Origin of the sequence: Paenibacillus algorifonticola (assembly GCF_000971975.1) — a bacterium.
Taxonomy (GTDB): domain Bacteria; phylum Bacillota; class Bacilli; order Paenibacillales; family Paenibacillaceae; genus Pristimantibacillus; species Pristimantibacillus algorifonticola.
The window spans coordinates 1-14,821 of sequence record NZ_LAQO01000017.1; the positions used below are offsets into that span (position 1 = coordinate 1).

Here is a 14,821-nt window from a genome sequence, read left to right on the forward strand (position 1 = left end):
CCGTCCCAGCATCATAAGGATTTCTTTAAGGAATCCGAAGCGGGTAAGAAGGAATTGGCGGATCGTTTGAAGAATGATGCTGAGGGGACGGGTAATCTCAGCTATGCTCAAAAAGTAGAAATGTTCCAAGAAAGAGCGCAGGCTATCCGTGATTCATTACCGAACAAGTATAAGAATTATGGTAATGTTGCGGTTGCGGATGTGAATATTCCCGGACTTAAAACAGAGTTCAAAGCCCATAGTAGGATTCATAAGGAAAATGCCGACGGATTTTCGTCAGTAACAGGCGAAGGTCAATTCCCTGCAAAATCAGTGAACCAAAAAGGAGAAGTTGGCGGTGAGGGGGCTTTTCTTAGGGATAATGACACAGAGCGAAAAATCTTAGAGGATATAGCAAATCAATTAGGGAATAACAAGCAAGCTAAAGGTACAATTGATTTATTCACGGAATTACCTGCTTGCGGAAGTTGTTCCGATATTATAATGAAATTCAGACAAGAGTATCCCAATATCAAATTGAATGTCTACTCAGGTGAATTTTAAAATTAGAGAGAGGTGAATGATGCTAATGTTAAGCGGATATAAGGAACTTGAGCAATATATTGTTGAAGATTTTGATGAATTTTTAGATGAGGGGTTATCATTATCACAAGTAACGGAAAAATTACTTGTGGAATATCATCGTGGAATTGTCAACAGTAACGTTGAAAAATTAGTTATTTATCTGACAATTTCTCTTCTTTGTCTTCAAAAAAGCTATCTTAGAGAAGATGTAAAAAATGAATTGAATAATATGATTAGTGATATTTCATTAATACCATTGAAGGAAGAATTAGAAGCCGAGGATATTAAGAAAATCTTGCAGGATATTGAACAATATAAAGGACACTTGGGGCATATTTTGTAATGGGGGCTACCCAGTCACGAATGAACCCAACATTCAACCAATAACACATATAACCCATGTAATACCCGTATAAAGATTTCATCATTTCATTTGTACGCACATCAAATGCTTTTATTTTATAACCTAAATAACGCTATTCCGTTACATTAAACAGGTCGATTATGGTCAGATACCACCATGATTGACCTGTTTTTTGTTATGTTCGTTTTCTCACAGTTTTTTCAAAATAATACGCAATTGAAGCTTACGCCGCCCCGACAGGGAGGGGAACAGGAGATTTCCGCAACTCCAAAGCGGCATAATAGCACAAGAAAGGAAGGTATTGCAGATGAAGACGAAGTGCAACGACTACTGGATGCAACCCAGATTATAGATTGCATCCAGTAGTCGTTGTTGCAAGCTTTGTTTTGATTGGGTACTTCAGTTCTTGTATTGAAACGTATGCAGCTATCGAATTATAATGAAAAAGCGCCCTAAATGATAAGGTTGATTGCGAACGATGAACGAAGCAAGCCCTTATCCCTTGCAAAACGTATATAGCGGCCAGGCATTTCGCAGAAAATGCTCATCACGAGGAGATACTACTAGTCAAAGTCAATCAGTTTATTTTTGAGTGGCCTTCTAATGCTTGTTCAAGAGCTCGATAAAAAAGGAGGACGGCTGAGATGAAGCAATATATTAACTTTTGCCTTGAAATGAAGGGCGCTTATGACGAATATCCGTTTGGTCCGGAAGCGCAGGTTATGAAGGTGGAAGGAAAAATGTTTGCCCTCTTTTCAGATGAACGGAACTCGATTTCGCTCAAATGCGACCCTGTCATTGCTGAAAATTTGCGTGAGCAGCATGCGGCAGTCATTCCCGGCTACCATATGAACAAGAAGCACTGGAATACAGTGCTGCTGGACGGCAGCTTGGAGCCGGAAGAGGTCGAAAGCATGATCATCCATTCCTACGAGCTGGTGGTGAAGTCGCTTCCGAAGGCGATACGCGAGAGCTTGAGCGGGAATTGAAAAATCGGGGCGCCTCCCTATTCTAGAGAAGCGCCCCGATTTTATATAATTGGCCTTATGCGGTTGTTACAACCTGTGCATCTATATCATCGGCTTCGATAATCAGCTCGACCTTCTTGATTCTATGCTTGCCAATCTCGCGAATAATAAAGCGCATATTCAGGTGATGAAGCTCTTTGCCAATGCGCGGATCTTGAATTTCGCTGTACATCCAGCCGCCAACCGTATCGACTTCCTCATGCTCCAGGTTGATGCCTGTCAGCTCGCTTAGTTCGTCCAGCGATACTTTGCCGTCGAGCAGGTAGGAGTTGTCATCCAGCTTCTCAATATCCTTGCGTTCGTCAGCATCAAATTCGTCGCGAATTTCGCCTACGATTTCTTCCAAAATATCTTCAATCGTAACGAGGCCAGAAGTTCCACCGTATTCATCCATCAAAATAGCGATATGCACTTGCTCCTGCTGCATACGCTTAAGCAGCGTTTTGACAGGCAGCACTTCGGAAACCGTAAGTACAGGATGGATCAGCTTTTTGAAATCAAACTCTTTATTATGATGGAATTGCAAAAACATCTGCTTCGTATTAATCATGCCGATAATGTTGTCTTTGCTGTCTTGTGCGACAGGAAAGCGTGTATATTGTTCTTTATGAATGATTTCCATGTTTTCAACTAACGATTTGTTGGAATACAGGCAGATCATATCGGTGCGGGGCACCATAATCTCCTTCGCGAGCATTTCGTCAAAAGCGAAAATGCGGCTCACGTAGCCATACTCCGTGTTGTTGATTTTGCCGCTCTGGTAGCTGTCATTCAGAATAATCTGAATTTCTTCCTCGCTATGAGCGTCTTCATGCTCTTTCACGGGCTTTAGTCCGAACAAGCGCACAAGCGCATTTGCGGAACCGTTCAATACCCAGATGAAAGGATACATAATTTTGTGGAACAAAATGATAGGCTTTGCTACTGCGAAGCTGATAAATTCCGCTTTTTGAATCGCCCACGTCTTCGGAGCAAGCTCACCAATGACAACGTGCAGGAATGTTACGGAAGCAAAAGCGATAATAAAGGACAGTACGTGACTGACTTCACTGCTTATACTAAGCTGTTGAAAAAGAGGGAACAGGATTTTCTCCACTGTCGGTTCACCCAGCCAACCTAACCCGAGAGCTGTAATGGTAATACCAAGCTGACAGGCCGACAGATAACCATCCAAATTGCTTGTAACCTGTTGTACGGCAAGAGCGTTTTTCTTGCCTTCAAGCACTAATTGATCGACCCGGCTTGCCCGGAGCCTGATAACGGCAAATTCCGTTGCTACGAAAAAGGCAGTCATCACAATTAATAATGCAATCAATAACAGATTAAGTCCTATACCCATGTCTACTTTTCACTATCCTTTTTAAATGAATTTTAAGTTCTTATGAACTAATATACCGAACTCAAGGGTCAATATGCAATCTCGTCATTCGTTGTTAGCAGACCATATGGGGCAAATTACAGGCAAAAATGCGAAAAATGTTGATATTATTGGCTATTATCTCATCTTTACATTCCTATATCGCAGGCGTATGATAAGTTCATTCGAACTTGAAATGGTTCAGTACAAGTAGGAGGAAAGCGATATGGAGTCTTTTACGCTTACTCGGAAAGAAATGGCTTGCCTGCTAATGGCGCTGGATGGACAGGATGGACATCGTCCCTTGCAGGTGCTGCAGGATGCCTGGAAGAAAACGCACCGCGATGCTTTGGAAGCGGGAGCTTCTCTGCCCGCCTTCTTATCCACGGCCCTTCCCCCCATTCTGGAGAAGATGATAAAAGGCAATGAGGTGAGAGGCTTCTCACTGCAGGAAATCGCTACGCTCGGCCATATGGTGGAGTATTCCAACATGTCTATTACCTCTATGCAGAATTGGGTGAAGCGCGATTTTAAGGCTTATTTTGATTGTCCAAAAATGGGCAAAAAATATTCACTGAATCAGGCGGCGCTCTTGTTCGTCATTGATGATTTGAAGTCGAATCTCGATTTTGAATCGATTCGCAAGCTGCTTGAGATTTTATTCGTCAAGCCGGAGGATGAATCGGCCGATCTGATTGGCCCGCTTGAGCTATATGCGTCTTACTCGACCATGTTTGAGGAGCTTGATGCGAATAATGACCAGCTTCTGGATACATTCGGCCATGTGAAGGGCGGCAGCAAGCAGGATGCCTTGACGGAAAATGCGATTAAGGCTTCGGCGGACCGCTTTGCCCGGAAGCTGCCGGATTTGACGAAAGACCAGTCGGAGGCGCTCCGCAATATTTTGTTCATTGCGGCGATTTCGATCCAGACAGCGTATTTCCACTCGCTGGCCCGCCGTTATTTGAATGCAACCTTGTTTCTGCACCGATAACCGTGCAGTAGGGGACATGTCCGATTAGGCTCGCAGCGCACGCAAGACGAGTAAATAATAAGGCTCCTATCCTTAAGCGGATGGGAGCCTTATTTTTAAAATATAGGAAAGTATAACAATACGCTATCCTTTCTCTATATTTCTCGGAATGAAACGCGCTGCGCCGCCAAAGGATGGAGACAGCCGTTTCACCTTGACCAATTTACTTGAATTGTGCAGCTTGCTTCTCGGCGATGTCGCCAACGTAAGGCAGTTTGAATTGTTTGCCCTGGTAAGCTTGAAGCATCAGGACGATCCAGAGGACGAATCCAAGAACACCAAGCAATCCGCTAATCAGTGTGCCGATAATCGGAATAATGTTCAGTACCATCATGACCACGAACAAGCCGCCGAATGTAATAATCGATTGCATAGCGTGGAATTTCACAAAGCGGCTATTTTTCTCCAATACCAGAAATATAATTCCAGACACGAAGCTCAAAACATAACAAAGCAGCGCTGCGACCTTAGGATCGAGCCCAGTTGAGGATTGATCGGGTTGATTGAATTGTTGCATTTGTGAAGGTCATCCTTTCTGATTCGAAAAATGAATGGTGCGTTATACTATATTCTTCCTTGCCCACTATTATTCCTGCCAAAACTCGCTAGAATACATCATTTGGTAGCAAAGTCTTGTAAAAGTTTTGTAACTTATGGCTCAGGGTTGTCGTTTATGATGGTGAGTGTGCTTCTTGAGCACTATAACCTTACTAGTTAGGAGTTAGGGCGATGTCAAAATGGACAAAAAAGAAGAAATGGATATATACGCTCTGCGCAGCGGTGCTTGTGCTTGGAACGGCGGGTTATTTCAATCGCGGAGCGCTTGCTATGCTGGGCTTCAACTGGTTTCTCTCCGATCAGGTAGCTACCCAGCTGGAGCAAACCTATAAACCAATAGAAGGCAGAGAGCCCGTTCAAGTCGGCAATATGAATACGAATCCGTTCGCACTTATGCTGCTCGGCGTCGATCAGCGCGGCAAGGAAACAGGAAGATCGGATACGATGATTTACACAGTCATACGTCCGAAGGATGGCGCTATTCTCATGGTGTCCATTCCGCGTGATACGTATACGGAAATTGTGGGTAAGAACAAAGAGGACAAAATTACGCATGCCTATGCCTTCGGTGGAGCCAAGATGGCGATTGAGACGGTCGAAAATCTTTTTGACCAGCCTATCAACTATTATGCCGCTATTAATTTCCAGGGATTCAGAGATGTTATTGACGCAATGGGAGGGATTTCCCTGCCGATTGCAGAAGATATAGTAAATAAAGATCCCGATCACGAAAAGTTTGTCGTGAAAGGCGGTCAGGATGTATATAATGGCAATGATGCGCTGAATTACGTTCGTTACCGCGAAGATGCCGGAGGCGATATGAGCCGTACGGGAAGACATCAAATTTTTCTGAATCAATTGCTGGATAAAGTATCCGAGGTCGGTCAATGGAGTAAAATTCCCGACTTGATCGATATTATGGGTGAAAATTTCAGTATGGACATCCAGCCTGACCAAATGATTAAGCTGGCGCAGCAACTGCTGCAAACAGACAATCGGACGATATACAGCCATACGCTAAAAGGCGAGGGGCACAGGCTGACGAACGGCGGCGCATGGTATTATTTTGCGGATAAAGACGATTTGTCCAAGACGCAGGCGATGATTGGCAGCTGGCTGAACCCGGATACGGCGAAGCAGGATTTAATCATGCCGGATGAGTACACTTCGAAAGTGCAAAAGCCAGTTGGCTCATTGTCCAGCGCAAGCGACGCTGAGTAGACTGCGGGTAGTCTCATGGCGGTAAGCGAAGGAAGAAATGGAGTTGAGTGACGGATGAACATTGCGTTTTTTCTGCTGCCCAAGCAGGAAGTCGTAACGGTAACGCATGACGCAACACTTAGGCAGACGCTGGAGAAAATGGAGCATCACCGTTATACAGCCGTACCGATTATTAACGCTGAGGGCGAATATGCAGGTGCTGTCACAGAAGGCGATTTATTATGGTTTATGAAAAATAGGCCGGAGCTGACTTTCGAAATGACGAATAAAGTCAAGCTGGCGGACGTTCCGCTGCGGCTGAATCACCGCTCGGTTCGAATTGATGCGAACATGGAAGACCTCATTATGCTGGCGAAGGTGCAGAACTTTGTGCCGGTCGTCGATGACAGCGAGCATTTTATTGGCATTGTGCGGCGCAGTGAAATTATTGATTATTGTCAGACGATTATGCAAAGCGCGATTGCGATTGAGGCATAGTCTATTTCAAGAAGGCGGAGAGCAGCGGCTCTCCGCCTTTTATCAACATAGGGCAATGCCGTTTACGCTTGAAATATAAGTATAATAAATGGGCTTCTATTTCACCGCGAAACGAGCATTGCCTCCAAAGTAAGGCAATGCCGTTTACGCTTGTTGGATGCGGTGAAGCTTATTTATGATATAATGGGGTCTGGCAAGCATGGCGGCTAGATTTACGAATATACATGTGCAAGAGGTGAACGGTTTGAAGACCGGTATGAAATCTGTTTTATGGAGCGCGGCAGCACTGCTCCTCTTATTGTCCATAGCTGTACCTGTTCTTAATATTTTGACCATATTGTTTCTTATGGTTCCTTATGTGGTGTTGTACACAGCGCTTCCCGCGCGTGGGTTCATTCTGCATATGCTGCCGGTATGGGTGCTGTCCTTCCTCATATTAGGGACTCCAGCGTTAATTATCGGTTTGTTTTTCCTTGTTCCTTCTATTGTGATGGGGCATATGTTCAAGAAGCAGCTGCCCGCACATAAAGTGCTGTCAAGAACGGTTATTACGCTGCTCGTACTCTTTTTGATGGAATTTGCAGCTTTTGAAGTGATTTTAGATTTGTCCCTGATTAGCGAAATGAGCAATTTTGTCCGCTCCGTATTTAATGATCCACAATTGCAGCCTCTGCTTCCTGTGGAATGGAGCGATGAGTATACCGAGATGCTCATTCAAATGATGCTGAATACGATTCCGCTCGCTGTTATTAGCGTATCGTTCTTCTACGCTGTTGTTACCCAGTATATTTCGCGGCGTGTGCTTAAGTCCTCAGGCATAGAGGTGCCGAGAATGCCGCTGGCGAAAGATTGGATGCTGCCGCGGGTATTAGTTATTTATTATGTGATTGTTTACATTCTCAGCCTGTTTGTCAGTCCAGACAGCAAGTCTTTCATTGGAGTTGCGGTACTGAATTTGCTGCCGCTGCTGAGGCTGGCTTTTGCTATCCAGGCCGTCGGGTTTTTCTTCTATTTGGCCCATGAGCGCAAATGGAATCCGGCTATTCCAGTGCTGATTGCAATACCTGTACTGCTTTTCTCTCCACTGAGCTTAATCGGTGTGCTTGATGCTGCTTTTCCCATCCGCAAGTCATTTACAAAGAAATCCTAGCACAGGAGCGATCAGGAAATGCCAAAGTTTTTAGTTGTTCGCTGGCATGGCATGCATCAGTTGGCGGCTTTCGCTATTATGGCGGTTATGACGACAGCCCTTGCTTGGTTCGATTGGCGAATCGGGCTCGTTGCTCTGCTGTTTATGATCGGTTTCAGCGTGTATGGTTTTCTGGCGGAGCGGGCGTTCCGCAAAGATTTAAAAACGTATTTGGGTACGATTTCTTACCGGGTAAAGAAGGCTGGCAATGATGTGATTAGCGAGCTTCCTTTCGGTATTATATTGTATAATGAAGACAAGACGGTTGAATGGCATAACCCTTATATTGCCGAGATTTTGGGCCATGATTCTGTCGTGGGGCAGACCATAGCGGAGCTATTCCCTTCCTTGCACCAGACGAAGGACAAGGAACGCGAGGCGGAGCCACAGGTCATAGTGGGAAACTATGTTTTTCAGCTGATTTTCAAGCCGGAAGAGCGCATTTTGTACGTGAAAAATATTACTGAGCAGTGGCATCTCGCTAAGAAATATGAAGACGAGAAGCTGGCACTTGGTATCGTCATGATTGACAGCTTGGATGAAGTGACGCAGGGCATGGACGATAACCAGCGTTCGGCGCTGCTGTCCAAGGTTACGACCGAGATTACCGAGTGGGCGCAGCGTTATCAGCTTCATATAAAGCGGCTCACCTCAGATCGGTTTATGCTCATCACGAACCTCAAGACGCTTAGACAGCTGGAGCAATCCCGGTTTGTGCTGCTCGATGAAGTTCGTGAGCTGACCTGCGATCATAAAATCCCGACAACGCTCAGCATCGGCTTTGCTGCTGAGGCAGAGAGCATTGTCGAGCTGGGCCAGTGGGCGCAATCGAGCCTTGATATTGCCCTTGGGCGTGGCGGGGATCAAGCGGCTGTCAAAATCGGCGGCAGACAGTCCTTCTATGGCGGCAAGTCCAATGCGGTCGAGAAGCGGACCCGTGTTCGGGCTCGCGTGGTAGCGCATGCGCTTAGAGACTTGATAAAGGAAAGCGGCAATATCATCATCATGGGCCACAAGATGCCGGATATGGATGCAATCGGTGCAGCTATTGGGATTACGAAGGCGGCGCAAATGTTCGGCAAGGAAGCTTATATCGTGCTGGAAGGCATCAATCCTTCCATCCAGAAAATGATGGAGATGCTGCGCGAGGATGAGCGTTTCTCCAAACGGTTCATTACGCCGGAGCAGGCCATGTCCATGACGAACAACAAGACGCTGACGGTTGTCGTCGATACCCACAAGGCGTCGATGGTGAAGGAACCGCGGCTCATTGGAGCGCATGGGAAAATCGTCGTCATTGACCATCACCGTCGAGGCGAGGAGTTTATTGCGAATGCGATTCTGGTCTATATGGAGCCTTATGCATCCTCGACTTGCGAGCTGGTGGCAGAGCTTCTGCAATACATTGCTGACCGCATTGTACTTGATGTACGGGAAGCGACAGCGCTGCTTGCCGGTATTACGGTAGATACGAAGAGCTTCTCGCTTCGTACCGGAGCCAGGACATTTGAGGCGGCCTCCTTCCTCCGGCGCAACGGCGCGGATTCGATGCTGGTGCAGCGGATGCTGAAGGAAGATTTGGAAGAGTACGTCCGCAAGGCGGAAATTATTAAGCATGCGAGCGTGCTTTATGAGCATATCGCGATTGCTGTAACCGAGCCGGGCCGCAAGGTGGGCCAGCTGTTAATTGCGCAGGCGGCAGATACGCTGCTCAATATGACGGATATTTTGGCATCGTTCGTCGTTGGCGAGCGCACAGACGGCTTAATCGGCATAAGCGCACGTTCGCTTGGCGACATGAACGTGCAGGTCGTGATGGAAAAAATGGGCGGAGGCGGGCATTTAACGAATGCTGCCGCCCAGCTTGAAGGCACCGTTAATGAAGTAGCGGAGAAGCTTAAAGCGGTATTAAAAGAAATTGAAAAGGAAGAGGGGTTATTTGAATGAAAGTAATTTTTCTAACAGATGTTAAAGGACAAGGGAAAAAAGGCGAGGTTAAAGACGTATCCGAGGGATATGTGCGGAATTTTTTACTTCCTAAAGGATTAGCAAAACCGGCATCAGACGGCAATCTTAAGACGCTCGAAGTACAAAATGCTTCCGAGCAGAAGCGTAAAGCGCAGGAGAAGGAAGATGCGAAGACGCTTGCGAAGAAGATGGAGGAAATGACGATTGTGCTGAAGACGAAGGCTGGCGAAGGCGGCCGTTTGTTCGGTGCCATCACATCCAAGCAAATCGCGGAGCAGCTTGCTGCACAAGGCGTTAAGGTCGACAAGCGTAAAATTGAGCTGGAAGAGCCGATTCGTACACTTGGCATGACGGAAGTGCTTGTGAAGCTGCATCCTGAAGTTAAAGCAAAGCTGCGCGTTCAGACAGTTGAGGAATAATTGATTGATATAGGGGGAAATGATGAGTACAGAGCTGAAGTTTGATCGCGTTCCGCCGCAGAACATGGAGGCGGAACAAGCCGTTATCGGTGCCGTACTGCTGCAGGCGGAAGCGCTGATTACAGCTATGGAGCGTCTTCGCAGTGAAGATTTTTACAGCGGCCCCCATCAGCGTATTTATGAAGCGATGATTGAGCTGGCTGAAAATAATCAGCCGATCGATCTTGTCACGCTGACTGCGCATTTGCAGGATCAGCAGCTGCTCGACGAAATTGGCGGCGTGTCTTACTTGGCACGGCTGGCAAGCTCTGTTCCAACGGCAGCGAACGTCGATTATTACGCGCAGATCGTAGAGGAGAAGTCCTTGCTGCGTCGTCTGATCCGCACGGCTACGAATATCGTAACCGAAGGTTATGCCGGAACGGAGCAGGTGGGCGCGCTTCTCGGCGATGCGGAGCAGAAAATTCTCGAAATATCCAATCGCCGCTCCAGCAGCGGGTTTATTTCCATCCGCGATGTGCTGATGGAAGTGTTCGAGAAGGTCGAGCATTTGTATATGAACAAAGGCGGTACGTCGGGCATTCCATCGGGCTTTATCGATCTGGATAAAATGACGTCCGGCTTCCAGCGCAGCGATCTCATTATCGTTGCGGCCCGTCCTTCCGTTGGTAAGACGGCGTTCGCGCTGAATATTGCACAAAATGTCGGCGTGCGCGCACGCGAGACGGTTGCCATATTTAGTCTAGAGATGTCGGCTGCACAGCTTGTGCAGCGGATGATTTGTGCGGAAGCGAATGTGGATGCGGGCCGGATGCGGACAGGCTATCTGGAGGGCGACGACTGGGAAAAGCTGACGATGGCGATTGGAGCCTTATCCGAGGCGCAAATCTTCATTGATGATACGCCTGGTATAACGGTCGCCGATATTCGTGCGAAATGCCGTCGTCTCAAGAAAGAGCGCGGACTTGGCATGATTTTGATCGATTATCTCCAGCTGATTTCCGGCCGCGGCAAGGCAGGGGAAAATCGGCAGCAGGAAGTATCGGAAATTTCCCGTACACTGAAGCAGATTGCCCGTGAGCTTGAAGTGCCGGTTATCGCGCTGTCGCAGCTCAGCCGGGGCGTTGAGCAGCGTCAGGACAAACGTCCTATGATGTCTGACCTTCGGGAATCCGGTTCGATTGAGCAGGATGCTGACATTGTATCCTTCCTTTATCGGGATGATTATTACGATAAGGAATCGGAGAAAAAGAATATTATCGAGATCATTATCGCCAAGCAGCGGAATGGACCCGTTGGTACGGTAGAGCTGGTGTTTCTGAAAAATTTCAATAAATTCGTCAGCTTGGACCGTTCTCACGAGGATCCATCGCAGGCATCTTAATGATATCCGAACAATTGTAGAGCTCTTTCTACAATTGTTCGTTTTTTGTTTGACTTCTATTTCGGGTACTGCTACACTAATATTGCTGTCTTCGTGTGACACCCGTTGTTCTCGTACGAAAGGGAAAACCGGTGCAATAGAAGAACAGTAATTTTCGGTGTGTCTATACACCGGACGGGGGTATGTTTATGTCTACGGTTGTTGTGGTTGGTACGCAGTGGGGAGACGAAGGAAAAGGCAAAATTACCGATTATCTGGCTGAAGGCGCCGACGTCGTCGCTCGCTATCAAGGCGGTAACAATGCCGGACACACTATTCTCATTGACAATAAGAAATATAAATTAACGATGGTACCTTCGGGTATTTTTAATCACAATAAAGTGTGTGTCATCGGTAATGGTATGGTTATTAACCCTAAAGCGCTAATTGAAGAAATTAACTATATTCAAGAAAACGGGTTTTCGACTGAAAACTTGAAAATCAGCGATCGCGCCCATGTCATTATGCCTTATCATATCGTACTAGATGCATTGGAAGAAACGCGTAAAGGCGATAATAAAATTGGTACAACGGGCAAAGGCATCGGTCCTTGCTACATGGATAAAGCCGCTCGCAACGGCATTCGGATCGCCGACCTGATGGATGCAGAAGAGTTTGAGCAAAAGCTGCGCCGTCTTGTTGTTGAGAAAAACCAAGTGATTGAGCAAGTATTTGGCGGCCAACCGCTGAATGCAGACAGCATCGTTGAGGAATACCTCGCTTATGCTGAAGTGCTTCGCTCGTATGTAACGGATACTTCCGTTGTACTGAATGATGCAATTGATGCTGGCAACAAGGTGCTTTTCGAAGGCGCGCAAGGCGTTATGCTCGATATTGACCAAGGTACGTATCCATTCGTTACTTCGTCCAATCCATCCGCTGGCGGCGTATGTATCGGTTCTGGCGTAGGCCCATCGAAAATCCAGCAAGTTATCGGCGTAGCAAAAGCCTATACAACACGTGTAGGGGATGGTCCGTTCCCGACTGAGCAAAACAATGCAATCGGCGATTTGATTCGCGATAAAGGCCACGAGTATGGTACGGTTACTGGCCGTCCGCGCCGTGTAGGCTGGTTCGACAGCGTAGTTGTACGCCACGCTCGTCGTGTTAGCGGAATTACAGGCTTGTCGCTTAACTCGCTTGACGTTATGACAGGCATTGATACGGTTAAAATTTGCACAGGCTACAAATATAAAGGTGAAATCATTACGCACTATCCGGCAAGCCTGAAAATGCTTGCAGAATGCGAAGCGGTATATGAGGAGCTTCCAGGTTGGTCCGAGGATATTTCTGGCGCGAAAACGCTGGATGATCTGCCAGTGAACACGCGCAATTACTTGAACCGCGTATCGGAGCTGACAGGTATTCCGATTGCGATTTTCTCAGTCGGCCGCAACCGCGAGCAGACAAATCCGGTTGTAGCAATTTACGAATAGACGAATCCGTTAGACGGATAAAAAATGGGAAGGCAGCTGCGAATGCTGTCTTCTTTCTTTTTTTCACTATAATGAAAAGGGATGATGAGGAATGAAAAAGGATATTCATCTTTTGGCAATTTCGGGGAGCTTGCGTAAGAAATCTTCCAATACCGCGCTTATGAACGCTATTATCGCGCTTGCTGCAGAGCCTGTGCGTTTCAGTGTTTACAACGGGCTGGGCGAGCTTCCGCATTTTAATCCTGACTTGGATGTAGAGGAAGGGCCAGCAACGGTTAGGGAGCTGCGGAAACAGCTAAAGGAGGCAGACGGCGTTCTTATTTGTACACCTGAATACGGAAACGGCGTCCCAGGCTCCTTGAAAAATGCGCTCGACTGGATCGTGTCCTCCGGTGAATTCGTCAACAAAAGGGTTGCGGTCGTCACCGCATCGCCATCTCCGATGGGCGGGGATAAAGCAAATGCTTCGCTGCTGCTCACGCTGAATATGATAAATGCTATTATCGTGGAACAAGGCACGGTAATGATTCCGCATATCGCTCTCAAGATGAACAAAGAAGGCGCTATTACGGATGAAGAGACGAAGCAGCAGCTGCTCGCCATGCTGGCTAGTCTGGGACAGTCCAATTCTGGCGAATAAAAGGGATGGTTAGCGCTGAACAGCGGTTATGTGCCCCTTCTCTTGTCCATAATGGTAAAAGAAACCATCCAAATGCTGTGCACTCGGCTTAATCGTGTTTCAAGGCATCGTGAGCGCCAAGCATCTGCATCTGCATCGGGTAGTGGGCATCATTTATTCGGATGGGTTAAGCAGGAAGGGCAAGGTGAAGAGCATGTGGAAAATGACAGGCTGGCTGGCGAAAACGGTGGCGGCAGGAATTATTATAAGCTTCTTGTCTATTTGGACGACGGGCTATATTGTGAGCAGCTATGTGGATACGATTTTGAAGCAATATAATTTGCCCCTGGAAGTAAAGCCAATGGCGCTAACTGGGTTATGGGGGAAAATGTGGGGCGCTGATCCGCTGATGGCGGATACAGGCGGCTTCAAGGGGCAGTCTGGCGCCTCGCAGGCTGGAAAGGACAGCTCAGGGTCAAACGGCAGCAGCTCGGCTGAGCAAGGAGAGACGGGGGCGCAGAAGCCAGATGGAGAAATTTCTTCAGGCGAGGATGCCGCAGCAGGGGAAGATTCCCCGCTTGCCATCGATGCTTTCGGGCAGCAATCGGAGCCGCCGCTTACCGATATCGGCATTGGTGGCGGGACGAAAGCGGACAGCGGCGCAACCTTTGGCATAGGAGCAGGTGGCGCGGACAGCGGCGAAGCGACGAACGGCGGTACGGAAGCAGTGGACGGAGAGCAGCCTTTAGTGGAGTCAGAGCCGGTCACAGATGGCTCCGCCATTGACGGTACGGAAACAGCCGTTACGACGGATCAGCTGAACCAGGTCAAAAGCCAAATGAGCGACACGGACAAGACGGAGCTATTCGGATTATTAATGACCAAGCTGCCCCAGGAAGCTTGGCAGACGATATCCGGCTACATGGAAAATGGCCTTACAGATGAAGAGCTGACCCAGCTTCAGCAGGTCATTGCCCAGCATTTGAGCAAGGAAGAATACGAGCAAATTATGAGTATTCTGAAGAAATATTAATATTAAGCGGTATTCGGAGAGGTTGCTCCTCGTATTAAGGCTATGTTAAAGTAATATTCGGGTGTTCTGTCGGGACAAAGGGCCCTGATATGAATCGGAAGACCTAATTAAGATAGCGGCATTAAGGCGAGA

The 14,821-nt window shown here is 47.3% G+C and carries 15 protein-coding genes; 13 read left to right on the forward strand and 2 right to left on the reverse strand.

What is annotated here, in order from left to right; genetic code table 11:
- From WH37_RS21200 to WH37_RS21215, 3 genes are all read left to right on the forward strand, one after another.
- Positions 1-543, forward strand: a 543-nt coding sequence (locus WH37_RS21200) for a deaminase domain-containing protein (RefSeq protein WP_269431338.1), incomplete at its 5' end; no start/stop codon positions are given.
- A 16-nt stretch (positions 544-559) separates the two neighbouring features.
- Positions 560-907, forward strand: a complete 348-nt coding sequence (locus WH37_RS21205; protein ID WP_143088521.1) for an Imm3 family immunity protein — start codon at positions 560-562, stop codon at positions 905-907.
- A gap of 665 nt (positions 908-1,572) precedes the next feature.
- Positions 1,573-1,917, forward strand: coding sequence for an MmcQ/YjbR family DNA-binding protein (locus tag WH37_RS21215; RefSeq protein ID WP_046232648.1), 345 nt, complete (start codon positions 1,573-1,575; stop codon positions 1,915-1,917).
- A gap of 55 nt (positions 1,918-1,972) precedes the next feature.
- Here WH37_RS21215 and WH37_RS21220 read toward each other — a convergent pair whose 3' ends face one another.
- Positions 1,973-3,295, reverse strand: coding sequence for a hemolysin family protein (locus tag WH37_RS21220; protein ID WP_046232649.1), 1,323 nt, complete (start codon positions 3,293-3,295; stop codon positions 1,973-1,975).
- A gap of 244 nt (positions 3,296-3,539) precedes the next feature.
- Here WH37_RS21220 and WH37_RS21225 point away from each other — a divergent pair, with 244 nt between their 5' ends.
- Positions 3,540-4,307, forward strand: a complete 768-nt coding sequence (locus tag WH37_RS21225; protein ID WP_046232650.1) for a DUF1836 domain-containing protein — start codon at positions 3,540-3,542, stop codon at positions 4,305-4,307.
- A gap of 202 nt (positions 4,308-4,509) precedes the next feature.
- Here WH37_RS21225 and WH37_RS21230 read toward each other — a convergent pair whose 3' ends face one another.
- Positions 4,510-4,863: a DUF4870 domain-containing protein gene (locus WH37_RS21230; protein WP_046232651.1), complete on the reverse strand. Its 354-nt coding sequence runs from the start codon at positions 4,861-4,863 to the stop codon at positions 4,510-4,512.
- A 212-nt stretch (positions 4,864-5,075) separates the two neighbouring features.
- Here WH37_RS21230 and WH37_RS21235 point away from each other — a divergent pair, with 212 nt between their 5' ends.
- The 9 genes from WH37_RS21235 (at position 5,076) to WH37_RS21275 (ending at position 14,689) form a co-directional block, all read left to right on the forward strand.
- Positions 5,076-6,125 carry an LCP family protein gene (locus WH37_RS21235; RefSeq protein ID WP_046232652.1) on the forward strand — a complete coding sequence of 350 codons (1,050 nt, stop codon included), beginning with the start codon at positions 5,076-5,078 and terminating at the stop codon, positions 6,123-6,125.
- Between the two features lie 54 nt (positions 6,126-6,179).
- The gene (locus tag WH37_RS21240) at positions 6,180-6,602 is read left to right on the forward strand and encodes a CBS domain-containing protein (RefSeq protein WP_046232653.1); all 423 of its coding nucleotides are present in this window, start codon (positions 6,180-6,182) and stop codon (positions 6,600-6,602) included.
- Positions 6,603-6,801: 199 nt separating this feature from the next.
- Positions 6,802-7,752: a DUF2232 domain-containing protein gene (locus WH37_RS21245; RefSeq protein ID WP_231594307.1), complete on the forward strand. Its 951-nt coding sequence runs from the start codon at positions 6,802-6,804 to the stop codon at positions 7,750-7,752.
- An 18-nt stretch (positions 7,753-7,770) separates the two neighbouring features.
- Positions 7,771-9,738, forward strand: coding sequence for a DHH family phosphoesterase (locus WH37_RS21250; protein ID WP_046232654.1), 1,968 nt, complete (start codon positions 7,771-7,773; stop codon positions 9,736-9,738).
- The gene (gene rplI, locus WH37_RS21255; RefSeq protein ID WP_046232655.1) at positions 9,735-10,178 is read left to right on the forward strand and encodes a 50S ribosomal protein L9; all 444 of its coding nucleotides are present in this window, start codon (positions 9,735-9,737) and stop codon (positions 10,176-10,178) included. Before WH37_RS21250 ends, rplI begins: the two co-directional genes overlap by 4 nt.
- Positions 10,179-10,200: 22 nt before the next feature.
- Positions 10,201-11,562, forward strand: a complete 1,362-nt coding sequence (gene dnaB / locus WH37_RS21260; protein WP_046232656.1) for a replicative DNA helicase — start codon at positions 10,201-10,203, stop codon at positions 11,560-11,562.
- A gap of 188 nt (positions 11,563-11,750) precedes the next feature.
- Positions 11,751-13,037 carry an adenylosuccinate synthase gene (locus tag WH37_RS21265; RefSeq protein WP_046232657.1) on the forward strand — a complete coding sequence of 429 codons (1,287 nt, stop codon included), beginning with the start codon at positions 11,751-11,753 and terminating at the stop codon, positions 13,035-13,037.
- 91 nt (positions 13,038-13,128) lie between these two features.
- Positions 13,129-13,677 carry an NADPH-dependent FMN reductase gene (locus WH37_RS21270; RefSeq protein WP_046232658.1) on the forward strand — a complete coding sequence of 183 codons (549 nt, stop codon included), beginning with the start codon at positions 13,129-13,131 and terminating at the stop codon, positions 13,675-13,677.
- 109 nt (positions 13,678-13,786) lie between these two features.
- A complete protein-coding gene (locus WH37_RS21275) occupies positions 13,787-14,689 on the forward strand; it encodes a hypothetical protein (RefSeq protein WP_156182347.1) in 903 nt (300 codons plus the stop codon).
- Positions 14,690-14,821 lie beyond the last annotated feature (132 nt).

Bases quoted from the DNA above. Each gene is read 5' to 3' on its own strand.
- WH37_RS21240 (WP_046232653.1), top strand. From the start codon at position 6,180: ATGAACATTGCGTTTTTTCTGCTGCCCAAGCAGGAAGTCGTAACGGTA.
- WH37_RS21215 (WP_046232648.1), top strand. From the start codon at position 1,573: ATGAAGCAATATATTAACTTTTGCCTTGAAATGAAGGGCGCTTATGAC.
- WH37_RS21250 (WP_046232654.1), top strand. From the start codon at position 7,771: ATGCCAAAGTTTTTAGTTGTTCGCTGGCATGGCATGCATCAGTTGGCG.
- WH37_RS21220 (WP_046232649.1), bottom strand. From the start codon at position 3,295: ATGGGTATAGGACTTAATCTGTTATTGATTGCATTATTAATTGTGATG.
- dnaB (WP_046232656.1), top strand. From the start codon at position 10,201: ATGAGTACAGAGCTGAAGTTTGATCGCGTTCCGCCGCAGAACATGGAG.
- rplI (WP_046232655.1), top strand. From the start codon at position 9,735: ATGAAAGTAATTTTTCTAACAGATGTTAAAGGACAAGGGAAAAAAGGC.
- WH37_RS21225 (WP_046232650.1), top strand. From the start codon at position 3,540: ATGGAGTCTTTTACGCTTACTCGGAAAGAAATGGCTTGCCTGCTAATG.
- WH37_RS21235 (WP_046232652.1), top strand. From the start codon at position 5,076: ATGTCAAAATGGACAAAAAAGAAGAAATGGATATATACGCTCTGCGCA.
- WH37_RS21265 (WP_046232657.1), top strand. From the start codon at position 11,751: ATGTCTACGGTTGTTGTGGTTGGTACGCAGTGGGGAGACGAAGGAAAA.
- WH37_RS21245 (WP_231594307.1), top strand. From the start codon at position 6,802: ATGGCGGCTAGATTTACGAATATACATGTGCAAGAGGTGAACGGTTTG.
- WH37_RS21230 (WP_046232651.1), bottom strand. From the start codon at position 4,863: ATGCAACAATTCAATCAACCCGATCAATCCTCAACTGGGCTCGATCCT.
- WH37_RS21205 (WP_143088521.1), top strand. From the start codon at position 560: ATGATGCTAATGTTAAGCGGATATAAGGAACTTGAGCAATATATTGTT.
- WH37_RS21270 (WP_046232658.1), top strand. From the start codon at position 13,129: ATGAAAAAGGATATTCATCTTTTGGCAATTTCGGGGAGCTTGCGTAAG.